This window comes from Micromonospora sp. NPDC047557, from assembly GCF_043205095.1.
Lineage (GTDB): Bacteria > Actinomycetota > Actinomycetes > Mycobacteriales > Micromonosporaceae > Micromonospora.
On sequence record NZ_JBIDDK010000009.1, the window covers coordinates 36,395 to 58,748 of the forward strand.

At 72.0% G+C, this 22,354-nt stretch carries 22 protein-coding genes; 8 read left to right on the top strand and 14 right to left on the bottom strand.

The genetic code is table 11. The features are described from left to right. Window positions 1–45 precede the first annotated feature (45 nt). The 10 genes from ACGGAQ_RS21025 to ACGGAQ_RS21070 form a co-directional block, all read right to left on the bottom strand. Window positions 46–1,110 carry an LLM class flavin-dependent oxidoreductase gene (locus ACGGAQ_RS21025; protein WP_393051686.1) on the bottom strand — a complete coding sequence of 355 codons (1,065 nt, stop codon included), beginning with the start codon at window positions 1,108–1,110 and terminating at the stop codon, window positions 46–48. Between the two features lie 79 nt (window positions 1,111–1,189). Further along, on the bottom strand, window positions 1,190–2,419 hold the full coding sequence (locus tag ACGGAQ_RS21030) for a vanadium-dependent haloperoxidase (RefSeq protein WP_393051688.1): 1,230 nt from the start codon (window positions 2,417–2,419) through the stop codon (window positions 1,190–1,192). 74 nt (window positions 2,420–2,493) lie between these two features. Continuing rightward, window positions 2,494–3,558, bottom strand: coding sequence for an aldo/keto reductase (locus ACGGAQ_RS21035; RefSeq protein ID WP_393051690.1), 1,065 nt, complete (start codon window positions 3,556–3,558; stop codon window positions 2,494–2,496). A 20-nt stretch (window positions 3,559–3,578) separates the two neighbouring features. Continuing rightward, window positions 3,579–4,910 carry an LLM class flavin-dependent oxidoreductase gene (locus ACGGAQ_RS21040; RefSeq protein WP_393051692.1) on the bottom strand — a complete coding sequence of 444 codons (1,332 nt, stop codon included), beginning with the start codon at window positions 4,908–4,910 and terminating at the stop codon, window positions 3,579–3,581. 2 nt (window positions 4,911–4,912) lie between these two features. After that, window positions 4,913–5,650 carry an ABC transporter ATP-binding protein gene (locus tag ACGGAQ_RS21045; protein ID WP_393051694.1) on the bottom strand — a complete coding sequence of 246 codons (738 nt, stop codon included), beginning with the start codon at window positions 5,648–5,650 and terminating at the stop codon, window positions 4,913–4,915. Then, window positions 5,626–6,462, bottom strand: a complete 837-nt coding sequence (locus ACGGAQ_RS21050) for an ABC transporter permease (protein ID WP_393051696.1) — start codon at window positions 6,460–6,462, stop codon at window positions 5,626–5,628. The genes ACGGAQ_RS21045 and ACGGAQ_RS21050 overlap by 25 nt, the downstream gene beginning before the upstream one ends. Beyond that, window positions 6,459–7,523, bottom strand: a complete 1,065-nt coding sequence (locus ACGGAQ_RS21055) for an ABC transporter substrate-binding protein (protein WP_393051698.1) — start codon at window positions 7,521–7,523, stop codon at window positions 6,459–6,461. The genes ACGGAQ_RS21050 and ACGGAQ_RS21055 overlap by 4 nt, the downstream gene beginning before the upstream one ends. Further along, window positions 7,524–8,036, bottom strand: a complete 513-nt coding sequence (locus ACGGAQ_RS21060; protein WP_393051700.1) for a flavin reductase family protein — start codon at window positions 8,034–8,036, stop codon at window positions 7,524–7,526. Between the two features lie 371 nt (window positions 8,037–8,407). After that, on the bottom strand, window positions 8,408–9,106 hold the full coding sequence (locus ACGGAQ_RS21065) for a haloacid dehalogenase-like hydrolase (RefSeq protein ID WP_393051701.1): 699 nt from the start codon (window positions 9,104–9,106) through the stop codon (window positions 8,408–8,410). Between the two features lie 18 nt (window positions 9,107–9,124). Next, window positions 9,125–9,985 (bottom strand): oxygenase MpaB family protein, encoded by an 861-nt coding sequence (locus ACGGAQ_RS21070; protein ID WP_393051703.1) that lies wholly within the window; start codon window positions 9,983–9,985, stop codon window positions 9,125–9,127. A 79-nt stretch (window positions 9,986–10,064) separates the two neighbouring features. On the opposite strand from ACGGAQ_RS21070, the gene ACGGAQ_RS21075 reads away from it, so the two are divergent. After that, entirely contained in the window at window positions 10,065–10,775 is a 711-nt protein-coding gene (locus tag ACGGAQ_RS21075) for a cytidylate kinase family protein (protein ID WP_393052046.1), read from the top strand. Here the strand turns inward: ACGGAQ_RS21075 and ACGGAQ_RS21080 are convergent. From ACGGAQ_RS21080 to ACGGAQ_RS21090, 3 genes are all read right to left on the bottom strand, one after another. Further along, the gene (locus ACGGAQ_RS21080) at window positions 10,750–11,793 is read right to left on the bottom strand and encodes an SMP-30/gluconolactonase/LRE family protein (RefSeq protein WP_393051704.1); all 1,044 of its coding nucleotides are present in this window, start codon (window positions 11,791–11,793) and stop codon (window positions 10,750–10,752) included. The two genes, ACGGAQ_RS21075 and ACGGAQ_RS21080, sit on opposite strands and share 26 nt — an antisense overlap. Window positions 11,794–11,892: 99 nt before the next feature. Then, the gene (locus ACGGAQ_RS21085) at window positions 11,893–13,410 is read right to left on the bottom strand and encodes a family 43 glycosylhydrolase (protein ID WP_393051706.1); all 1,518 of its coding nucleotides are present in this window, start codon (window positions 13,408–13,410) and stop codon (window positions 11,893–11,895) included. Window positions 13,411–13,638: 228 nt separating this feature from the next. Then, window positions 13,639–14,154 carry a GNAT family N-acetyltransferase gene (locus tag ACGGAQ_RS21090; protein ID WP_393051708.1) on the bottom strand — a complete coding sequence of 172 codons (516 nt, stop codon included), beginning with the start codon at window positions 14,152–14,154 and terminating at the stop codon, window positions 13,639–13,641. Window positions 14,155–14,286: 132 nt separating this feature from the next. Between ACGGAQ_RS21090 and ACGGAQ_RS21095 the strand changes: the two genes are divergently transcribed. Next, window positions 14,287–14,997 (top strand): alpha/beta fold hydrolase, encoded by a 711-nt coding sequence (locus ACGGAQ_RS21095; protein WP_393051710.1) that lies wholly within the window; start codon window positions 14,287–14,289, stop codon window positions 14,995–14,997. A 156-nt stretch (window positions 14,998–15,153) separates the two neighbouring features. Then, window positions 15,154–15,582 carry a VanZ family protein gene (locus ACGGAQ_RS21100; protein ID WP_393051712.1) on the top strand — a complete coding sequence of 143 codons (429 nt, stop codon included), beginning with the start codon at window positions 15,154–15,156 and terminating at the stop codon, window positions 15,580–15,582. A gap of 121 nt (window positions 15,583–15,703) precedes the next feature. On the opposite strand, the gene ACGGAQ_RS21105 is transcribed toward ACGGAQ_RS21100, so the two are convergent. Next, complete coding sequence (locus ACGGAQ_RS21105) at window positions 15,704–17,053, bottom strand: PLP-dependent aminotransferase family protein (RefSeq protein ID WP_393051714.1); 1,350 nt, start codon at window positions 17,051–17,053, stop codon at window positions 15,704–15,706. A gap of 413 nt (window positions 17,054–17,466) precedes the next feature. On the opposite strand from ACGGAQ_RS21105, the gene ACGGAQ_RS21110 reads away from it, so the two are divergent. The 5 genes from ACGGAQ_RS21110 (at window position 17,467) to ACGGAQ_RS21130 (ending at window position 22,350) form a co-directional block, all read left to right on the top strand. Continuing rightward, a complete protein-coding gene (locus ACGGAQ_RS21110; RefSeq protein ID WP_393051716.1) occupies window positions 17,467–18,930 on the top strand; it encodes an anthranilate synthase component I family protein in 1,464 nt (487 codons plus the stop codon). Beyond that, window positions 18,927–19,520: an aminodeoxychorismate/anthranilate synthase component II gene (locus tag ACGGAQ_RS21115; protein WP_354855627.1), complete on the top strand. Its 594-nt coding sequence runs from the start codon at window positions 18,927–18,929 to the stop codon at window positions 19,518–19,520. Before ACGGAQ_RS21110 ends, ACGGAQ_RS21115 begins: the two co-directional genes overlap by 4 nt. Further along, the gene (locus tag ACGGAQ_RS21120) at window positions 19,517–20,227 is read left to right on the top strand and encodes an SDR family NAD(P)-dependent oxidoreductase (RefSeq protein WP_393051718.1); all 711 of its coding nucleotides are present in this window, start codon (window positions 19,517–19,519) and stop codon (window positions 20,225–20,227) included. Before ACGGAQ_RS21115 ends, ACGGAQ_RS21120 begins: the two co-directional genes overlap by 4 nt. Before the next feature lie 64 nt (window positions 20,228–20,291). Continuing rightward, a complete protein-coding gene (locus ACGGAQ_RS21125; RefSeq protein WP_393051720.1) occupies window positions 20,292–21,716 on the top strand; it encodes a phenylacetate--CoA ligase family protein in 1,425 nt (474 codons plus the stop codon). Next, on the top strand, window positions 21,700–22,350 hold the full coding sequence (locus ACGGAQ_RS21130) for a prephenate dehydratase (protein ID WP_393051722.1): 651 nt from the start codon (window positions 21,700–21,702) through the stop codon (window positions 22,348–22,350). The genes ACGGAQ_RS21125 and ACGGAQ_RS21130 overlap by 17 nt, the downstream gene beginning before the upstream one ends. Window positions 22,351–22,354: the final 4 nt, after the last annotated feature.

The window sequence follows — 22,354 nt, forward strand, 5'->3', positions numbered from 1 at the left end:
ATTCACGTTCAGCCACCCTGTCGAAAACCTGCGGGCGGTCCGCGCCTACTCCCGCAGCAGGGGCAGCAGCTGGTCGCCCTGGCGCCGGATCTCCGGAAGGTAGGGCGTGTCGGACAGCACGAAGTGGGTGACGCCCAGCGCCTGGTACCTCCGCAGCGACCTCGCCACGTCCTCGGCGGAGCCGACCAGCCAGGTCGTGCCGGCTCCGCCGCCGCCGTACCTGCCGGGGGCGGTGTAGAGGTTGTCGTCGAGCACGTCACCGCGGGCGGCGAGGTCGAGCAGCCGCCGCTGACCGACCGCCGTCTGCCAGCGCCGGTCCCGCCCACCGAAGCCGTTGCCCGCCGCCATCCGCGCCATCTTGGCTTCGGCGTCGGCCCAGGCCTGCTCGGTGGTGTCCCGCACCACAGTGGTGATCCGCAGCCCGAACTCCAGGGGGGCGTGCTCGCGTCCCAACTTGTCACCGAGCAGTCGGAGGCGCTCGATTCGCTCGGCCACGCCGTCGAGTGGCTCGCCCCAGAAGAGTTGGACGTCGGCCTCGGTGGCGGCCACCTCCTCGGCAGCGGGGGAGGCGCCGCCGAAGTAGAGCCGGGGGTGCCGGCGATCGCCGCGGACGACCGGCCGGAGCGCCACGGTCGAGTCGGTGACGCTGAAATGCTCGCCCCGGTAGGTGACGTTCTCCTCGGTCCAGAGCTTGCGCACGATCTGGAGGAACTCCCGGGTGCGGGCGTAGCGGTGGGCCTGGTCGCCCTCGCCGTCGCCGTACGCGGCCAGGTCGTCGGTGCCCGACACGATGTTGATCAGCACGCGGCCGCCGCTGAGGTGATCGAGCGTCGCGGCGGCGGAAGCGAAGTTGGCGGGCCGCCAGTAGCCGGGCCGGATGGCGATCAGCGGCTGGAACGTCGTCGTCCGGGCGGCCAGCGCGGTGGCGACGGTGAAGGTGTCGGGCCGTCCCCAGCCGGTCCCGAGGAGGGCGCCGCCCCACCCGTGTTCCTCCAGGGTCCGGGCGTGGCTGGTGAGGGTCTGCAAACTGTTGTGGTGCTCGACGACGTCGTCGCCGCGATGACCGGGCTCGACCTGGTTGGGGATGTACCAGAGGAATTGCGGGCTCATCTGCGACGCCTTCCCTGAGAAAGATGGAACCGGGCGAGGCCGGCGGGACGGCGACGTGCCGCCCCGCCGGTGAGCAGGGTCAGGCGAACAGCCGGGCCGCGTTGCGGACGGTGTGCGCGGCGACGTCACGGCCGAGCCGGACGCCCGCCTCATCGGCCGTACGGGTGTGGATGCCGGACCACACCCGGGCGTCGACGTTCTCCTCAGTGGGCCGCCGCCAGTCGGTGTAGGTGCGGGTGACGCCGGGTTGGCTGGGGCTGGTGATGGTGTACGCCTCCCGTGCCCGCGCCCCGATCAGGGCGGTGAGCACCCCTTCGGCGGCCCCGGAGTAGGTGTTGTGCCCGCTGGGATAGTCCGGATGTGCCGGAGTGTCGTGCAGCGGCGTCCAGCCGGGGTCGCCGTCGGCCCGGATCGCGGTGACCGGCCGCCAGCGCAGGTAGGCGTACTTGGTGTCGGAGGTCGCGATCTGGGTGTCGACGAGTGCGACGTGGAAGAGGGCCACGAGGGTCGCCCGCCAGGCGGTCGATCGGGTGGACTGGGCGAGCGCGGCACGCAGGATGCCGGTGTAGAGGGTCAGCGAGGAGCCGAGCCAGAACGTCGCCGTGTCGGTCTGCTGCGGTGTCCGTACGGTGCTGCCGGCCGCACCGTACGCCCGGACCTCGGCGAGGTCGGCCCGGTAGCGCGCCGATCCCACCGCCGGCGGCGGCCCGGGCCGGTACCGGTCCGCGCGGTCGAGCAGGAACGGCGTGGCGAACCGGGTTCCGGCCTGTTGGGCGGCGGTGAAGCTCGGCGGGGTCGGCTGCCAGATTCCCGCCCCGGCCGCGGGAGTGGGGTACGGCGGGTTGACGGAGGCGGGATCGAGCCCGTCGTCGGCACGCTCGGCGATCAACGAGCGGGCTTCCCGTTGGCCGGCGGCGCGACCGCGGTCCTTGGCGCGGCCGTCGGGGACCCGGTCGAGCGTGGTGCGCAGCGCGGCGTCGAGCGTGGGCGCGCCGTCCGGGATCAGGGCGCTCAGTGCGGTGTGCACGGCGGACGCGAGCGCGGCGTCCTGGTAGGCGGGCGAGGCGGGCGCGGTCCGGACCGCGCGGGCCGCGGCGAGCCAGCTGATCGCCCACGCCCGGTTGTTGGTCACCTGCGGTCGGGTGCCGGTCGCGATGGCGGTCGCGGTGACGTCGTACCACTCGAGGGCGGTGTCGATCGTGGCGGTGGCGGCGGTCGCCGGCGCGGCGAGGGAGAGGCCTGCGGTCAGCGCGGCGGCGGCGATCGCGGCCGCGCCGCGGCGCCAGCCTCGACGGGTGAGCAGGGTCATGGTGAGGGTTCTCCGTTCGGGGGTTCGGGGCGGGGTCCGCAGGGGCGGCCGCATGGTCGGCGTCGGTCCGCCGCTCACGGGGTGAGCCCGGCCGGCGGCGTGGCCGACCCGCCGCGACGGCGGTACGCCGGATCGGTCAGTGCGGGCGGCTGGTAGCCGGCGTCGGCCGGGTTGAGCGTGGTGCCGGGTGCGACGATGGCGTCGATGCGGTCCAGCACGTCCTGGGACAGCGTCACCTTCGTGGCGCCGAGCTGCGACTCCAGGTGCGCCAGGGTGCGGGGCCCGATGATCGCCGAGGTGACCGCCGGGTGCTCCAGGACGAACGCGATCGCCAGGTGGATCAGGGACAGGCCGGCCTCGTCGGCGAGGGCGGACAGCTTCTCGACGGCGACCAGCTTGGCGGCGTTGGCCGGCAGTCGCGGATCGAACCGGGCCGGGAGCCGGTCGGCCCGGCGAGAGATCGGGGCGTCGAGCCCGGCGTGGTAGCGACCGGAGAGCCAGCCACCGGCCAGTGGGCTCCACGGGATCACCGCCAAGCCGTAGCGCTGGGCGACGGGCAGGACCTCGCGTTCCACGCCGCGGGCCAGGATGGAGTACGGGGGCTGTTCGCTGACCACCCGCTCCCGGTTGCGCCGCTGCGCGATCCACTGGCCCTCGACGATGGCCGACGGCTCGAACGTGGAGGTACCGAGGTAGCGGACCTTGCCCTGGCGCACGAGATCGGTGAGGGCGCCCAGGGTCTCGTCGAAGTCCGTGCCCGGCTCCGGCCGGTGCACCTGGTACAGGTCGATCCAGTCGGTGCGGAGCCGACGCAGGCTGTTCTCCACGGCGCGGACGATCCAGCGCCGGGAGTTGCCCCGATGCTGCGGGTTGTCGCCGACCTGGCCGTGGAACTTGGTGGCGAGGAAGACGTCGTCGCGCCGCCCGCCGGCGAGCGCCTTGCCCACGATCTCCTCCGACTCGCCGTCGGAGTAGACGTCCGCTGTGTCGATCGAGGTGATGCCCTCGTCGAGTGCCCGGTGGATGATCCGGATGCTGTCCTCGTGGTCCGGGTTGCCCCGTTGACCGAAGTTCATCGCGCCCAGCGTGAGCGCGCTGACCCGTACGCCGGTGCGTCCGAAGGGTCGGTGGTCCACCATCGTTCGTCCTCTCCAGGGATTCAGCGGGCGGTGGCGGCGAGCTGCCGCGCGAACTGGTTCGCCGGGCGGGGCAGGCCGTAGTGGTCCCGCAGGGTCGTGCCGGTGTACTCGGTACGGAACAGCCCTCGGCGCTGCAGGATGGGCACGACGTGGTCGACGAAGGCCTCCAGGCCGGACGGCAGCACCGGCGGCATGATGTTGAAGCCGTCGGCCGCGCCGGCGCGGTACCACTCCTCGATGGCGTCGGCGACCTGCTCGGGGGTGCCGGCGAAGGTGCGGTGACCGCGCCCTCCGCCGAGCCGGCCGATCAACTGGCGCACGGTCAGCCGTTCCCGCCGGGCCAGGGTGACGATCAGCGTGTACCGGCTCTTGGCGCCCTCGATCTCGTCCTCGCTGGGCAGGTCGGCGGGGAGCTCCTTATCCAGGTCGAGGTCCTCCGGCGCAACCCGCAGGGTGGTGGCGAGCTGCTGCCGGGCGTACTCGGGTTTGATCAGCTGGTCCAACTCCTCCTCCAGCGCGCGGGCCTGCGCCTCGGTGGCCCCGATCGCTGGCACGATGCCGGGCAGGATCTTGATGGTCTGCGGATCGCGGCCCGCCTGGGCGGCGCGCTGCTTGAGGTCGCGGTAGAAGGTCTGCGCCTCGGCGAGGGTCTGCTGGGCGGTGAAGACGGCCTCGGCGTACCGGGCGGCCAGCTCCTTGCCGTCCTCGGACGACCCGGCCTGCACCAGCAGCGGATAGCCCTGCGGGGAGCGGGGGACGTTGAGCGCGCCGGCGACCCGGAAGTGCCGCCCCACGTGTTCCGGCGGGTAGAGCAGGTCGTCGTCGCCCCACCGCCCGGCCTCCTTGTCGCCGAGCGGCGCCCGGTCGTCCCAGCTGTCCCAGAGCTTGCGCGACACCTCGATGAACTCGGCGGCCCGCTCGTACCGGTCGCGGTGGGAGGGCAGCCGGTCCAGGTTGAAGTTGCGGGCCGCCTGCTCGCCGGCGGTGGTGACGATGTTCCAGCCGGCCCGGCCGCCGCTGATGTGGTCCAGTGACGCGAACCGGCGGGCCAGGTTGAACGGCTCGTTGTACGTCGTCGAGGCGGTCGCGATCAGCCCGATGTGGCTGGTCGCGCCGGCCAGGGCGGTGAGCAGCACCGTCGGTTCGAGGGTGCCGCCCGGCCGCCGGCCGATGCTGTTCCACAGCACCGGGCTGTCGGCGAGAAAGAGCGAGTCGAGTTTGCCGCGTTCGGCGATGCGGGCCAGGTTCGTGAAGTGCGCGACGTCGGTCTGCGCGAACGGGTCGCTCTGCGGCAGCCGCCAGGCCGCCTCGTGGTGGCCGACACCCATCAGGAACGCGTTGAGGTGCAGCATTGTCATCCTTCCGTCGGGTCGACGCCGAGTGCCCGCAGCAGGGACTCCCGGTAGGCGAGGAACTGGGGCTGCCGGTGCGAGCGCGGCGCCGGCAGGTCGATGGCGAGGTCGATCGCGATGCGGCCCGCGTCGAGCAGCAGCACCCGGTCGGCGAGCGTGACGGCCTCGTCGACGTCGTGCGTGACGAGCAGCACCGCGGGCCGGTGCCGGGCGCACAGCTCACGCAGCAGGCCGTGCATGCGCAGCCGGGTCAGCGCGTCCAGCGCGCCGAACGGTTCGTCGGCCAGCAGCAGTTCCGGCTCGGACACCAGAGCCCGGGCCAGCGCCACCCGCTGCTGCTCGCCACCGGAGAGCTCGCCGGGCCAGGCCCGTTCACGGCCGGCGAGCCCGACCTCGGCGAGGGCCGCGCGGCCCCGTGCGGCCGCGTCCGGCCCGCGCAGGCCGAGGACGACGTTGTCCAGGACGCGCTGCCACGGCAGCAGCCGGGCGTCCTGGAAGACGACCGAGGAGTTCTCCGGTACGTCGACGACGCCCGCTGCGGGCCGATCATCGTCGAGGCCGGCGAGCGCCCGCAGCAGGGTGCTCTTGCCCGAGCCGCTACGCCCCAGCAGCGCGACGAACTCCCCAGCGCCGATCTCCACGTCGAGGTCGTCCAGGACGGTGCGGTCGCCGAAGCCACGCACCAGTCCCTGAACCCGTACCGGTCGAGTCCCGGTCAGTCCGCCAGCGTGCGTCGCCACGACAGCGCCCTCCTCTGCACGAGTCGGACGAGGCCGTCGGACAGCAGCCCGAGCAGCCCGTACAGGACGAGGCCGACGATGATCACGTCGGTCTGGCCGTACTGGCGGGCCAGGTCCATCATGTAGCCGATGCCGCTTGTCGAGTTGATCTGCTCGACGACCACGAGGGCCAGCCAGGCGCCCACGACAGCGAACCGCATGCCGAGCAGGAAGCCGGGCAGCGCACCGGGCAGCACGATGCGGCGCAGGAAGACGGCCCGCGACAGCCGCAGCGAGTCGCCCAGTTCGACGTACCGGCTGTCGATGCTGCGCAGCCCGTTGTGGGTGTGGATGTAGACGGGCACCAGCACGCCCAGCGTGATGGTGGTGACCTTCATCTGCTCACCGATGCCGAGCCAGAGGATGAGCAGCGGCACCAGCGCGAGGGCAGGGATGGCCCGCTTGATCTGGATCGGGCCGTCGAGGATCGCCTCACCCCACCGGCTCAGCCCCGCGACCACGGCCAGCAGCGTGCCGATCACGGTGCCGAAGGCCAGGCCCAGGACGGCCCGCTGGGCCGAGACGGCGAGGTTGTCCTGCAGTCGGCCGTCCGCGATGAGGTCACCGGCCGTCGTCACCACGGTCCAGGGGGCCGAGACGGTACGCGGGTCGAGCCACCCGGTCGCCGAGCCGGCAGCCCACGCCGCCAGCAGCAGCAGCGGGCCGAGCGTCGCCCCGAACGGAATGGGGCGACCCGGCTTGAGCCGGCGCCTCGGCCGGTTCGCGCGCGCGGGCACCGTGGCGTGGGGCCGGGTGAGGAGGGAGGCGGTCATCGGGCGCCTCCGGGAGCGAGCGCGTCCGCGGCGACGGACTCGTACCGCCTGTCGTACAGGTCCTCGGCCCGCAGTGGCTTGTTGCCGGTCTCCTTCGCCAGCAGGTCGATGGTCTCCTGGTGCCGGGCGACGGCCTCGGTCCAGGTCGCCGGGATGTCGGCGACGCCGGCGTTCTCCACCAGCCACCTCCCGTCGTCGGCGGTCAGGCCCTGGTCCTTGACGTAGTACCGCTCGATCCACTCGTCCGGGTTGGCCTCCCGCCACCGCCAGGCCCGCGCCCACGCCCCCACGTACTCCCGGATCGCGGCCGCCTTCGCCGGGTCGGCGAGCACGGTGACCGGTGCGTACAGGTGGCCGGGGTCGTCGCGCAGACCGTGCGGGATCGTGGTGGCGCCGTCGCGGGCGTACTTCGCCGCGTACCGCCGGATCTGCACACCCCCGAGCGGTGCGACCTCGACCTGGCGGCTGGCGAGCGCTGTCGCGTACACGTCGCCGGTGCTCGGCAGCTCGACGAGCTTGACGTCCCGCTTGCTCAGCCCGGCCTGGTGCAGGACCCGCAGCACCAGTGCGCCCTGCGCCTGCCCCGGGCTGTACGCGATCTTCTTGCCACGGATGTCGGCGAGCGTGGCGACGGCGACCCCGGGGGCGACGCCCAGCCGGTAGATGGCGTGGTTCAGCGGATCCTGGCGGAACTTGGACGCGACGATCTTCGTGGGTATGCCGGTCCAGTGGGAATGGATCGGGGGGATGTCCGCGACGGCCCCGACGTCCAGGGCCTTCGCCCGGAACGCCTCCAGGGTCTGCGGACCACCGCTGATGTTGGCGAACTCCACCTGGAACGTGAACTTGTCCACCTCGCCGGAGAACTCGAGCGCCTTCTGATGCTCCTTGTCGCCCACGACGAGCTTCGTGCCCTTCGGCACGGCCTCCGGCAGCGGCGCGCCAGCGGCCAGCGCGGCCGTCGGCGTCTCGTCGCCGGCGCAGGCGGTCAGGCCCAGCGCGACCGCGCCGAGGGCGGCCGACAGGAACACGCGGCGATCGACATGGGGTGACGACTTCACTTACAGCTCCTTAGTGGACGGTTTTAGGGCGGCGTACCGCCCCATGTGGTAAAGCAGCGGGGCGCCGTCGCCGTGGCGACTGGTCAGGGGCTCGGCCAGCACGATCGCGTGGTCCCCGGCGACCACCCGCTCGGTCACCCGGCACAGCAGCCAGGCGACCGGCTCGTCCAGCAGTGGCACCCCGTACGGGCCGGGCCGCCAGCCGGAGTGCGTGGCGAATCGGTCGATGCCGCTGGTGGCGAACGTCCGCGCGACCTCCCGCTGGTCGGCGCCGAGCAGGTGTACCGCGACGTGCTCCGCGCCCGCGATGGTCGGCCAACTCGACGACGACCGGGCCAGGCAGAACGACACCAGTGGCGGACGCAGAGACACGGACGTGAACGAGGTGGCGGTGAACCCGACCGGCGGGTCTCCGGCGGCGGTGATCACCGTGACCGATGCGGCCTGCCGGCGCAGCAGGGCACGGAAGGTGTCCGGATCGATGGGGGCGACCGGTTCGGCGGTGACGGTCATGACAGTCCTCCTGGGCGGGAACGACCAGGGCGCGCGCCGTCCCGGGCAGGCGGGGACACGGCGCGGCGTCGAGCGGCCGTTGATGGGGTCGCGGACACGCTGCGGCTCGTCGTCGAGTCGACGGCGTGGCGACAGGGAGAAGTCAGGAACGCGTGGTCAGCGGCAGCAGCCGCGCGCGGTGGTCCAGCCACGGCAACATCCCCGGGACACCGCGACCGCGGTGCCGTCGAGAGGATTCAGCTGGCTGATCATGGCTCCCACGCTAACCAACTATTCCTACTGGGTAAATAGGATTTCAGACCCTGGGACGAACTCGGGTCATCCGAGACTGTCGATGACCCGTGGCCCCGGCCGCCAGGAGACGGCTCCGGTCAGTCGACCGGGCCGGACGCGTTCTGGCCCTGGGAGGGGACGTCACACCTCCAGGTGACGGTGCGCAGCCGGGCACCGAGCAGCCGCCGCGCCCGGGCGGCCTGCCGCGCGTTCGCGTTGACCAGCACGGCCTGCTCCGCGCCGCCGAGGAGGGGCAGATCCGACAGTGAGTCGCTGTAGGCGACCCGCCAGGGCGGCGTGACCCCCTGGGCGGCGAGCTGCACCATCTTCGTCGCCCCGTGGTTGTGCACGATCAGCTTCGGGCCGCGGATGTGTGAGGCCACGAGCTCGACCTCGGCGAGGCCGATCGCGTCGAGCAGGGCACGCGCCAGGGTGTGCTCGCAGGCGGTCACCACGATGACCCGGTCGCCCGCGGCAAGGTGGGCACGGATCATCCGGACACCGGGCGCGATGATGCGCCCTGGCTCCGCACCGAGGTCCGCGCCGAAACGGCCGAGCTCCGCCTCCAGGTGGCCCGCGCTTCGGCCCACCAGACCGATCCGGCTCATCCACCGCGCCGCCCGTGGCCGGAAGGCGGGGACGGCGATGACGGGCGCGAGGAGAAGGAGCAGGACGACGGCGAGCGGCAGTCGAGCGCCCGCGAAGCCGACGCGCCGCATGAAGAGCCCGAAGGCGTCCCCGCGCAGCAGTACGCCGTCGAGATCGAAGATGACGGTGTCGGCGGAAGGCGACCCCATCGGCTCCACCTGCCCCTGCTACTCGGGGGTGGGGTCATGGTGCGGGCCGAGTTGGCTGATCTCGTACCCGTCGGGGTAGCTCCTGGCTCTCATGCCCTCGGCGAACAGCGGGGTCGTCCGTGGCGATCCGCACCACCGCTGCAGCCGCGAGCGCGTCTTCAACGCCGCGTGCAGGCCGGCCCGGACTGGCCACGGCGGCGCGTCGACCCGCGTCGCACGTCGCAGCGGCGCGTCGTACATGGCGCTGACCAGCGCGTTTCCCAGCGGTGCGAGCAGCCGGGGGAGCCGCGTGAGCATCAACATCCGCGTGGCCCGCTCGATGGCCGCCGCCTCGTCGTTGGGCTGCAGGTGAGCCGCGTCGTGCGCGTCGAACCAGGTCTCGAACTCGGCGTACGACCCGGGGATGTCCGTGATGCCCATCCGCCGGCCCAGCTCCCGGTAGAACAGGTACGTCGCCTGCCGTTCGTGACAGCAGGGCGGGCGCCAGCCGTACTCCTGCAACCACCGCGTCGGGATCACGACCAGGCAGCCCAGGACGTAGCGGAAGTCGTCGTTGCCGATGTCGTACGGGCGGTGGATCTGGTTGACGCGCCGTAGCGCGTCGCGGCCACGGGGTTGGTCGAAGCCGTTGAGCACCATCTCGTACATCAGCAGGCCGGTGTCGTCGATGCGCTTCTGGGTGCGGTCGGTCAGCTCGCCGGTGGCGGTGTGCACGGCGGCGATGGCGGGGATGGAGAAGGACCGGTTGAAGGCGAGGTTGAGCCCGAGCTTCATGTCCCAGGGGAACTCGCGGCGCAGCATGGTCTGGTAGATGTCCAGGTAGTCACGCCGCGGGTCCAGCGTGCGGGTCCGCTTCAGGTTGTCGTAGCGGCCTCTCATCGGCGGGCGTCTCCAGACCTCGGCACGGAACGTGAGTGTAAGCTCGCTCCAGTCTGGAACACAGATGGGCGGGACAGGCATGGCGCACGGCGCCCGTGACGAGGTGCTCGGCCGGCTGGCCGAAGCGGTCGGGTCCGTCGCCGTCGCACGCCCGATGCGGGTCGCCATCGACGGACCGCCCGCCGCCGGCAAGACCACCCTCGCCGACGAACTGGCCGTCGTCCTGCGCGCACAGGGCCGCGACGTCATCCGCGCGACTATCGACGATTTCCTCTTCCCCAGGGCGCAGCGCTATCCGCGCGGCGAGTACTCGGCCGAAGGTTGCTACTTCGACACCCACGACCACGAGGCGCTGAAGCGGGTTCTGCTGGATCCGCTCGGCCCGGACGGAGACCGTCGCTTCCAACACGCGGTCTACGACCCCACCACCGACACGGTTGTGTCTCCGCCGGTCGCGACCGCCCCGACCGACGCGGTGCTGCTCTTCGACGGCGTCTTTCTCATGCGGCCGGAACTGATCGACCGGTGGGACCTGCGTGTCTTCGTGTCGGTCGCGCTCGAGGCGACGGTGGATCGTGCCGTGGTCAGAGAGAGCCGGGTGTCATCCCGGGCCGACGTCGAACGGCGCTGGCGGGAGCGTTACATCCCCTCCCAGCAGCTCTACAACGCGACGGTCCGCCCGACCGACCACGTCGACATCATCGTGCACAACGACGATCCCCGGTGGCCGGTCTGGGAGGCCGGCCCGGCCACCGCGTCGCCTGTCAGTACGGATAGCCCGGGACGTTGAGCCGCACGCTGTAGAGGCCGGAGTCGCCCCACGGCCCTGAGGTGATGTAGAGGGTCTGCCGATCGGGCCCACCGAAGGCCACGTTTGTCGTCCCGGAGAAGCCGGGCCGGATCGTGCCGAGCTGGGTGCCCGTGGGGGAGTAGACGTGGACCAGGGAGTCCCCGCCCGAGGCCCAGTACACGTTGCCGGCGCAGTCGATCGTGACGCCGTCCGGACCGCCGATGTAGTTCACGAAGACGCTGCGCGCGCCGGTGGTGCCATCGGGCTGGACGGCGTACTTGTAGATCTTGTTTTCGGAGTAGGCGCCCACGTACAGCGTGGATCCGTCCGGCGAGAGCGCGATGCCGTTGGGCTGGCGCAACTGGTCGTCCACCAGCGACACCTGGCCGCCGGAGACGCGGAAGACGCTGGTACGGCCGTTCATCTGGTCCGGGCGGTTGCCGCGCTGAAAGTTGGGGTCGGTGAAGTAGGTGACGCCATCGGACCGGACCGCGACGTCGTTGGGCGAGTTGAACGCCCGGCCCTGGTAGTTCGCCGCGACGGTGCTGCGACTCCGGTCGCTCAACCGGTACGCGGACACGCTGCGCTGGTCGTGGGTGGCCGCGATGACCTGCTGGCCGTCGGCACTGAGCGCCAGACCGTTGCTGCCGGCGTTGGCGATGAACGTGTCGAAGGTCGACGGCGGGGTGAACCGGCGGATCGTCGACGGCTGGACGTTGTACGGCCCGGTGCCGGGGGCCATGTCGGAGAAGAGCAGGTAGCCGCCGTCGGCGACCCAGACGGGCCCTTCAAGGAAGTTGAAGCCACTACGGATCTTCGTCGCCGTCACGGAGCTGGACGGCAGCGGTGACCCGGACCCGGCCCCCGTCAGGCACGCTCCGGGCGGTGTGCCGGGCGGACCGGCGAGCGCGACGGCGGCCGTGGTGTGAGCGCTCACAGGTGCGGCGGCGGGCAGCGGGGCGGCGCTGGCCGCGAGGCAGAGTCCGGCCAGGACGGCGATGGTGGGACGCCGGATCATCGGATGCTCCAATCGGCGTCGGCGGGTCGCGAGGACCGGCCGACGATCTCGGGGTCGCGGGGCGGGCACGGTGCTGGTGGGGCAGCCGACCCGGTCCCGCTATTCCAGGTGGAAGGTGGCGGAGGCGCGTTCGGCGCTCGAACTGACCGCCTCCAGGTAGAGCAGGCCGTCGCGGTGGCGGACGTAGCGGCCCGGGTAGTTCTGCGACTCCAACGAGAGCCCGGCGCTGTCCGCCAAGCCCGACCGGCGCTGGAAGCTCGCGTCGCTGGAGAAGACCGACGAGCCGTCGTTCCGCGCGATGGACAGGGCGAAGCCGTAGTGACGCAGGTAGTAGCCCGGGAAGTTGGTGGATTCCAGTGACACCGTTCCGCCGCCGGCCAGGCCGTTGACGATGCGGAACTGGCTGTCGGCGAGGTTGGTGACGTTCGGCTCGACCCGGGCCCGGTAGTCGTAGTGCCGGATGTAGCTGGTGGTCAGGTCGTGCGACCGCAGCCGGACCGGGGTGGCCCCGTCGGGCACCGGAATGCCGAAGTTGGGGGTGCCGTCGGCGTTCCAGTACACCTTCTGCACCCTGGTCCGTCGGTTCGGGTCGTTGAGCGGATCGCCGCTGATGTCCCGGTAGTTGCGGTCGTGATAGACCAGGATGTCGCTCTGCCCGTCCTCGGAGACGGTGAACGAATTGTGGCCGGGGCCGTACTGGCCGGTGGCCGCGTTGCTGGTGAACACCGGGTTGGGGCTCTTGCTCCAGGCGGCGGGGTCGAGCAGGTTCGCGGTGGCGGAGGCGCTCAGCATCCCGAGGCAGTAGTTGGCGTCGGTGGCGCTGGCGGAGTAGGTCAGGAAGAGGCGGCCGTTGCGCTGGATCACCGCAGGCCCCTCGGCGACCCGGTAGCCGCGGGTCTCCCAGTCGTACGTCGGCACGACGAGCCGGGTCACGGTGCCGGTGATCTGCCACGGGTTGGCGCCCATCCGGGCGAGGTAGACGTTCGAGTTGGTGGAGATGCCCGGCTCCTGCTGCGCCCAGGTCAGGTAGCGCACGCCGTTGGCCACGAAGGTCGAGGCGTCCAGGCTGAAGGTGTCCCAGGGTGTCGTGATCCGGCCGCGTTCGGTCCACGAACCGGTCAGCGGGTTCGCGTTGGCGTTCTCCAGCACGTACATCCGGATGCGCCACACGTCGTCGGTGCGGCCCGCGGCGAAGTAGACGTACCACCGGTTGTTGATGAAGTGGATCTCCGGCGCCCAGATGTGGGCGCCCATCTCTCCGCTGGTGTGCCGGTTCCAGATCGTCGTCTCCGCGGCCGTCGCCAACCCTTGCAGGGTGGTCGCACGCCGCAGCACGATCCGGTCGTACTGCGGCACTGTCGCGGTCAGGTAGTAGTAGCCGTCGGTGTGCCGGAAGATGTGTGGATCGGCCCGCTGGTTGGCCAACGGGTTGGTGTAGCTCACGGCGGGTGCGGCGTACGCCGGCCCGGCGCCCATCGGCAGGCCGGCCGACACGGCGAGCACCACCAGCACCGCGACCAGGAGCGATCGGGGGCCTCGGGCGCCACCGCGACCGGTACGCCCCGGGCCGGTGCCTCGGCGGGCGGCGGCATCGGTTCGGTGGAGTCGCAGCGGCATCTGTCCTCCGTGACGTCTGTGCGCGAGAGCCGATCGGCCGCGAAAGCGGCGATCAACCCGCGGCACCCGCTGGGAAGGAACGCCCGCGGGCCGGGATCATGTCGAGCGCGTTGCGCCCACGTAACGGCCCTAAGTGTTGGCGCTAACATCGACAGGTGTCAAGATGTTCCGGACGCCGACGGTTCCCGGTCCGGCAGGTGCGTCGACAGCGCCGGAGGAGGCCTGGGGCTACCGCGGCAGAGTAGGTCGCGAAGGCGCGTCGAGGGGGACCTCGTACCTGTGGAGGTCGCCGTTGGTGCCGACGCGGCGGAACCCGGCGCGTTCGAGGGTCCGCTGGGAAGCGACGTTGTCCGCGGTGGTGTCGGCGACGACGCGGGACAGCCCGTGACCGGCCGCGACGTCCAGCAGGGCCGCGAGTGCCTCCGTCGCGTAGCCGTGACCGCGCGCGGACGGGGAGAGGCCGTAACCGACCTCGGCGCATCCGTCGTCCGGCTGGCCCTTGAAGCCGATGCCACCGATGGCCTTCCCGTCGGCGGTACGGGTGATGCGGTAGTGCCCGAAGGGGCGCTGGTCACCGTGGGCGGCCGTGGCGTTGAGGAAGGCCCGGACTCCGTGGACGTCGCCGTCGAACGGAAAATCGTCGGCCCAGGTGTCGCCGGCTGCGGGGCGTCGGCCGACGATGCGGTCACCCTCTGCCGTGTCGATGGGGTGTAGGCGCAGGCGCGGCGTTCGAAGGTCGGTCATCGGCAACAGGGAAACAGCCCCGCCCGCCGGGCACAAGCGGATTACGACGCGTTTCGCGGTCGCCGAACGGGTAATCAGGCCTGCCGGCGTGCCGGCGGATGAACACTGTCACGGAGCAAGGGAGCGCGTGTCATGGCCGATCCGGAGCCCACCATCGTCCTCGTGCACGGCGCGTTCGCCGAGTCGGCGAGCTGGAACGGCGTGATCGAGCGGCTGGGCGCCGCGTACAACGTGGTGGCCGCCGCGAACCCGCTGCGCAGCGTCGCGGGCGACGCCGCGTACGTGCGGGATGTGGTACGCGGGATCGGTGGCCCGGTCGTTCTCGTCGGTCATTCGTACGGCGGCATGGTGATCACGCAGGCCGCGGCGGGCGACACAACGGTGCGTGCCCTCGTGTACGTCAACGCCTTCGCCCCGGACACTGGCGAATCGGCGCTGTCGCTGTCCGGGAAGTTCCCCGGCAGCACGCTCGCCGACACCCTGGTGCAGTACCCGGTGTCGACCGGCGGCAACGAGGTGGCGATCGGCCAGGACGCCTATCACGCGCAGTTCGCCGCGGACGTGTCGAGCGACCTCGCCGCGCTGATGGCCCGTACCCAGCGGCCGATCACCGAGCAGGCTCTGAGCGACGGGCTCTCCGGCGAGCCCGCCTGGCGATCCCTGCCCAGCTGGTTCGTGTTCGGCGACGCCGACATGAACATCCCGGCCGCCGCCCACCGGTTCATGGCCGAGCGGGCCGCCCCGCGGGGCCAGCGCGAGATCGTCGGTGGCTCGCACGCGATGGCGGTGGCCCGGCCGGGCGAGGTCGCCGAGTCGATCATCGAGGCGGTCCGGGCCACCTGAGTGGCCGAGGCGACGCGACGGGTCACGTCGTAGCCTGGCGGTCATGGGGGACTCGGCGATGCGGCCGGCGTCGGCGGCGGACGTCGAGGCCGTGGCCGTCGGCGTGCGAACGGCGCCCCGTGGGCGTGGCGAACGTCGTTGGCCGAGGTCGGCATCGTGTACGGGACGCTGCCGTGGGTCTGGATGATCATGTTGCCGGGCTCCCGGGCGGGTGCTGTTCCCGGGCGGCTGAGCCTGGTGCCGCTCCGTGACCTGTTCACCATCTTCTCCGACGGTGGGCTGCTGACGCTGACGGGTCAGGTCGTCGGCAACCTCCTGGTGTTCGCGGCGTTGGGATTCTTCGCTCCGCTGCGGTTCGCGGCACTGGCGTCCGTACCACGGATCGTGGCGCTCGCCGCGGGCTGCTCGGTCCTGGTCGAGGCCGCGCAGTACGTCCTGCGGCTGGACCGGGTGACGTCCGTGGACGATGTACTGCTCAACGCCGCCGGCGCCGGGCTGGCGGCGCTGGCGTCGCGCCACTGGTGGCATCGCAGGGCCGACACGGTGTTGGATCGGCCGCGACCGGTCACGGCGTCGCGACGCTGACGTCCGGGATCCGCCCCAGCGAGCCTTCGCGCGCGATGGTTCCGGCGACGTCCAGGCCCCGTGCGCTCACCGGGACCACTTCGCCGGAGCCCGCCGCCACTAACAAGCGGATTCCGCGGCTTCACGCACCGCTGCCGCCGGTCGTCTCCCGGTAGGCCGCGGCGATCCCGGCCAGCCCACGGCCCAACTCGGGGCCGCGTACCCCGGCGTAGCCGACGACCAGCGCCGGCGGCCGGTCGTCCGCACGCAGGGCGTAGAAGCGGCCGCCGCGGACCAGCACCGACCGACGGCGGGCCGCCTGCACCAACGCCTCCTCGGCGCACCGCGCCGGCAGCACCAGGTACGCCTGGAGCCCGCCGTTCTGACCGAGGACGGTGACGTCGGGCAGGTGGCGGGAGACGAACTGCTGGACCGCCTGACGGCGTTTCTGGACGTCGGCGCCGAGTCGGCGCAGGTGCCGGTCGAACGCCCCGGTGTCGACCAGCCGGGCGAAGGCGAGTTGCTCCAGCCCGGAGCAGCCGATGTCCCAGCCGGCGCGGATCCGCTCGACGGGTGCGGTCAGGTCGGCCGGGGTGGCCAGCCAGCCGAGGCGCAGCGCCGGGGCGAGGACCTTGCTGGCGCTGCCGGCGTAGATCACCCGGTCCGGTGCGAGGCTCTGCAGCGCCGGCATCCGCTGCGCCGGGGCGACGAGGGCGGCGTCGAAGTCGTCCTCGACGAGGTAGCCGTCCACCTCCTGCGCCCAGGCGACCAGGTGCGCCCGGCGTTGCGCGCTGAGCGTGACCCCGGTCGGGAACTGGCTGGCCGGGGTGACGAGCGCGGCCCGGACCCCGCTCGCGGCCAGCGCGTCGACCCGGATGCCGTCGCTGTCCACCGGGATGCCCACCGGACGCAGTCCGGCCTCGGCGATGAACTCCCACTCGCCCGGGTGCCCCGGGTCCTCCACCCCGATGGCGTCGTGGCCCCGGTCGCGCAACTCGCGGCAGAGCAGCGCGAGGCCCTGCGCGAAGCCTGACGTGATCATGAGGTGTTCGGGTCGGGTGCGGACGCCGCGTACCCGGCCGAGGTAGCCGGCGAGGGTGTGCCGGACGACGGGCAGGCCGGACGGTGGGGCGTACCCTAGCTCCCGGCGCCCGGCCGAGGTGACCACCGCGCTGACCGCCCGGATCCAGTCCTGGCGGGGGAAGGTGGAGTCGTGCAGGCCGCCGGTACGCAGGTCGTGGACCGCCGCGGCGGGCGCGCGGTCGTCCGGGGTGAGCGCCGAGCCGACGTCGGTACGTGTCGTCGCCACGGACGTGCCCGAGCCGTGCTGGGAGACGAGGTACCCCTCGGCGCAGAGCTGTTCGTACGCCTCGACGACCACACTGCGGGACACCCCGAGGTCGGCGGCGAGTTGCCGGCTCGACGGGACGCGGGTGCCGGGACGCAGCGTGCCCTCCTCGATCTGCGTACGAAATGCGTTACGGAGCTGCACCGCCAGCGTTTCACGTGATTGAGCATCTATTGACAGGCTTAGATTCAGGGACAAGTGGTCCGCTCCGAGATCGTCGAAGTGGTATGGACAGCGTGATCCGTGCCTGTGGAAAGTGTTGGCCGGGCGCGCAACCGCTCACTGACCGGCGAATCAGGGCGTACGTTCCGAGAATGTCCAATGCGGACGCATCCACCGCCGGTGTCAGAGTGGTCGTGCGAGTCCTTTCGTCTGGGGGGAAGGGTCCGACCTGCCGCGTCGCCGGTGGGGTCAGCGCCAACGGTGGCGCGGAATCGGGCTGTTCAGAGGGGGTTCCGCAAGTGTCCCTATTGTCAACAGAGTTCGCCACGTGGCCCATCCCGTCGCATTCGGTGGCGGCGGCACATACACCATTGACCAACTCAATTCCCATAGAGGTGACATCTGTCACACTGCCGTCGATCGATCCATTGTCGCTCTATACGGCACTCGCGGAAAGTTGCGCTGACAACGATCTGTATCTCTTCGAAAGCCTGGACGGCCCGGCGCAGGACCGGTGTGCGGCAGCCGTCGGCTGGGGTCTTCTCGCCGAGGTGCGGTTCATCGCCGACCGGCTGGAGGTGACCGCCGAGGGTGCGCTCGGCGACGCCGTGGCCGCCGTGCTGACCGCCGTCCTGGGTGAGCCGGTCCGGCGCCGCGGCGCCCAGCGGGTCTGGCCGGTCGCCGGACCGAGCGAGGTGTGGGCCGCCGTCCGGGCCGTGCAGCGGGCGTTCGCGGTCCGCACCACAGTCCCCGCCGACACCTTCGCCTTCGGTTTCCTCACCACCCTGGCGTACGAGGCCGCGCGGGACATGGACGAGCTCTGGATCGACCGGGTGGTCGACGACATCCCGCGCTGCACACTCGCGCTGTTCCGGCACACCGTCTGGTGGGACCTGCGCGCCGGCACGGTGCGGCAACTCTCCGCCTCCGGCCCGCACCTGCCGCCGGACGACGCCGCCGCCCGGCTGCCGGACCTTCCCGGGCCGGCCGACGGCCACCCGGACGTGCCGGCCGCCCCGCCGCCCACCCTGGTTAGGGACACCGTCGACGAGGAGACGTTCGCCGCGCGGGTGAAGCAGTGCCTGCGGCACATCGAGGTGGGGGACAGCTACCAGATCCAGATCGGCCACCGGATCGACGTGGAGACCACGCTCACGCCGCTGGAGGTCTACCGACGGCTGCGCCACCGCAACCCGTCGCCGTACATGTACCTGACCCCGTGGGCCGGCCAGACCGTCATCGGGGCGAGCCCGGAACTGTTCCTGCGCATCGAACAGGGCCGGCTGTCGATGCGGCCGATCGCGGGCACCGCGCCCCGGGCCACCGACCCGGAGACCGACCGCCGGCGGGTGGCCGAGCTGGCGGCCAGCGAGAAGGAACGGGCCGAGCACGTCATGCTTGTCGACCTGTGCCGCAACGACATCGGCCGGGTCTGCGTGCCCGGCACGCTCAGCGTCGACGCCATGTTCGACGTCGAGCCGTTCGCGTACGTGCACCACCTGGTCTCCACCGTCTCCGGCCAGCTCGCCGACGACGCCGACGTGTGGGCGGCGATCTGCGCCACCTTCCCGGCCGGCACCATGACCGGCGCGCCGAAGCTGCGGGCGATGGAGATCATCGACGGCTTGGAGGACGAGCCTCGGGGCGTCTACGCGGGCGCCGTCGGGCTCGTGGACGTCCGCGGGTACGCCGTGCTCGCGCTCTGCATCCGCACCGCCGTGCACGACGGCCGGCGCTACCGCACCCAGGCGTCCGCCGGGGTGGTGGCCGACTCCACACCCGGCGACGAGTGGCGGGAGACGCTGGCCAAGATGAACGCCACGTTCTGGGCCCTGACCGGTGCGGAGCTGCTGTCGTGAAGGTCCTGCTCGTCGACGCGTACGACAGTTTCACCCACATCATCGACCAGTACCTGCGGACGCTCGGCGCGCGGACCGTTGTGGTCCGCTCCCGGACGCGGACCAGCGACCAGCTCGCGGCCCTGCGACCGGACGCGGTGGTGCTCGGCCCCGGACCGGGTCATCCCGCCGAGTCCGGGCACGTGGAGCTGGTGCACGCCTTCGCCGGCCAGGTCCCGCTGCTCGGCGTCTGCCTCGGTCATCAGGCGATCGGCCTCGCGTACGGGGGGACGGTCGCGGTCGCCCGGCACCTGATGCACGGCAAGACCAGCGTCGTCACGCACGACGGTCGAGGAGTCTTCGACGGCGCGCCCGCCCCGCTCACCGTGACCCGCTACCACTCGCTCATCGTCGCGGACCCGGCGCCGCTGGCCCTGCACGTCACCGCGCGGTCGTCCGACGACGGCTACGTGATGGGGGTACGACACCGGGCCCTGGCGGTCGAGGGGGTGCAGTTCCACCCGGAGAGCGTGCTCACCGAGGACGGGCTGCGCCTGTTCGACAACTTCCTGCGCAGCGCGTCGGCGACGCTGACGGCGGGTTCGTCATGACCGACCGGTCGGCACCCCTCGCCGTGGTCACCGGCGCGGCGGGCGGCATCGGTCGGGCCGTGACGGTGGCCCTGACCGAGTCCGGGCACCGCGTGCTCGGCGTGGACGTCAACCCGGGCGGCGACCCGGCGGCGTACGCCTCGCTGGTCGCCGACGTGGCCGTGCCGGAGCAGGTCGAGCAGCTCTTCGCGGGAATCCGCGAGCGGTACGGCCTGCCGGAGGTGCTGGTGAACAACGCCGGGGTCTACCACGCCCGAGCCTTCCTCGACTACGACCCGAAGACGTACGCGCAGGTGTTCGACGTCAACGTGGGCGCCGCGTTCTTCTGCACGCAGGCGTTCGCCCGCGCCCTGATCAGCGCCGACCGGCCGGGCACGGTGGTCAACGTCGCCTCGATCAGCGGGCAGTCCGGCAGCCCGGACGCGGCGTACGGGGCGTCGAAGGGTGCGTGCATCGCGCTCACCCACAGCCTCGGCCGGTCGCTCGCCGAGCACCGCATCCGGGTCAACGCGGTCGCTCCCGGGCTGGTCGAGACCCCGATGGCCGCCCGGATTCCAGCGCAGCGTCGAGACGACTACCGGGCCCGGATCCCCGTCGGCCGGTTCGGCACACCGGCCGAGATCGCCGCAGCCGTCGCCTGGCTCGCCGACCCGGCGAGCAGCTACGTCACCGCCACGGTGGTGAACGTCAACGGCGGCCTGCACTGAGTCGCGTCACCGCCCGATCGCCGATCGCACCGCAGCCGGCGCACCCCTGGAGAGGATCCCGACCATGTGGCTTCCGACCACTGGACCGGCGGCCGACTTCGCCGTCGACTACCTGGCCCTGCACAAGGCCTTCTACGACCGCACCCTCGATCCCGCCGACCTGAACGCGTGGCGGGAACGCCAACTGCGCACGGTGCTCGACCAGGTGACGACCGGGTCGCCGTTCTACGCCCGGCACCTGGCCGACGTCGACCTCGCCACGATCACCCCGGCGACCCTCGACCGGCTGCCCTTCACGACGAAGACGCACCTGCGCGAGGAGATGCTCGACGTGCTCAGCCGGCCGCTGGCCGACGGGGTCTTCTTCTACGAGACGACCGGCACGACGGGCCGGGCGACCCCGTGCCCCCGCGACGGTCGGGAGGTGGTGGCCAGCAACGCCCACGTCACCGAGTCCTGGGCGTCGATCTTCCGCCACCACTTCGGCGACCACCCGCCGCGGATCGGGCTGATGGGCCCGACCGAGGTGCACTCCTTCGGCGACACCCTCGGTGACATCGCCCGCAACGTCGGCTCGCTGAACGCGAAGATCTGGCCGTACTCGCCGGTGATCGGGTTCGCCAAGGCGTTGCAACTCATGAAGGACCTGGAGCTGGAGGTCGTCTGCTGCACGCCGGGTGTGGCGATGATGCTCGCCAAGGCGGCCGAGCACTACGGCTACCGGCTGCGCGAGGACTTCGCCGTGAAGCTGCTGTTCGTCACCGGCGAGATGTGCACCCCGGCACTGGCGGGCAACCTGGAATCCGTCTGGGGCGCGGACGTCTACAACATCCTGTACGGCTCGCAGGAGGCGTTCGTCATCGCCACCGCCTGCCGCAACAAGCGGATGCACCTCTCCCAGACCAACTACCTGATCGAGGTGGTGGACCCGGAGACGGGCGCGTCACACGGCCCGCGTGGCAGCGGGGAACTCACCGTCACCATGCTGATCGACGGGGTGAAGCCGCTGGTCCGCTACCGCACCGGCGACGCGGTGATCGTCGAAGGGTCCGACTGTGACTGCGAGATGGCCGGCGACCTCGTGCAGATCGTCGGCCGGACCCTGGACCGCATCGAGCTGGGCGGTCGACGCTTCACCGCCGGGCAGATCGAGACGGCCGTGTTGACCGGGGTCACCGGCTCCGGCGGCTACCAGGTGGTGATCGACCACGACCCGGCCGCCGGCGGCGACCGGCTGACCGTCCGCCTGGAACTGCTCAAGGACCTCGTCGACGACCCCGCCGGGGTGGCCGACGGCGTCCGGGAGCGGGCCGCGGCCGCGCTCGGCGTACCCGTCGAGGTGGAGCTGACCGACGGGCTCGACCCGATCGTCAGCACCGGCGCCTTCGTGAGCTGGAAGGCCGCCCGGATCGTCGACCGGCGGGTCGAGGCCGACCACGAGACACAGGTGGCGCAGCGGATGGCGGGCAACCGTGGCTACACCACCTGAGACCGTCGCCGACGAGCCGGTGCCGGCGCTGCCCGGGCCGCTCGCCGAGGCGTACGGGCGGCGCTGGCGCAGCGTGGTGGACGGCTGGGCGAGCCGGCCCGGCACCACCCTGGCCACCCTCGGCCCGCCCGGGACGTCCAGCCACCTGACCGCGGTGTTCCTCGCCGAGCGGCACGGGCTGCGCGTCGAGCTGTCCGACACCTTCGACGCGGTGCTCGCGGCGCTTGTGGACCGGCGGGTCGACCAGGCCCTCGTGCCGAGCGCCTATCAGGGGCTCACCCGCTTCCACTGGCACCGCGACCTGCGGCTGGAGGCCTACTTCGCCCAGGCCACCCCGGAGTACGGCATCGCAGCCCATCCGGACCGCGAGCCGGACGCCTCCGGTGGTCAGCTCGCCGTGGCCGCCCTCTGGGAGGTCCGGCGGATCTTCACCGACCTCGCGCCGCCGGCCCTGCGGGACCTGTCGGTGCGGTGGGTCGACGCCGACTCCACCCAGCACGCCGCCGAGATCCTCGCCGCCGGCGGCGCCGACGTCGCCGTGACCAACGCGCCCGGGGTCGACGGCCACGGCCTGCGGTGGGTGGCCCGCCGTCCGGGGGCCGAGATCGTGTGGACCCTGTTCGGCCGCCGCTGAGACC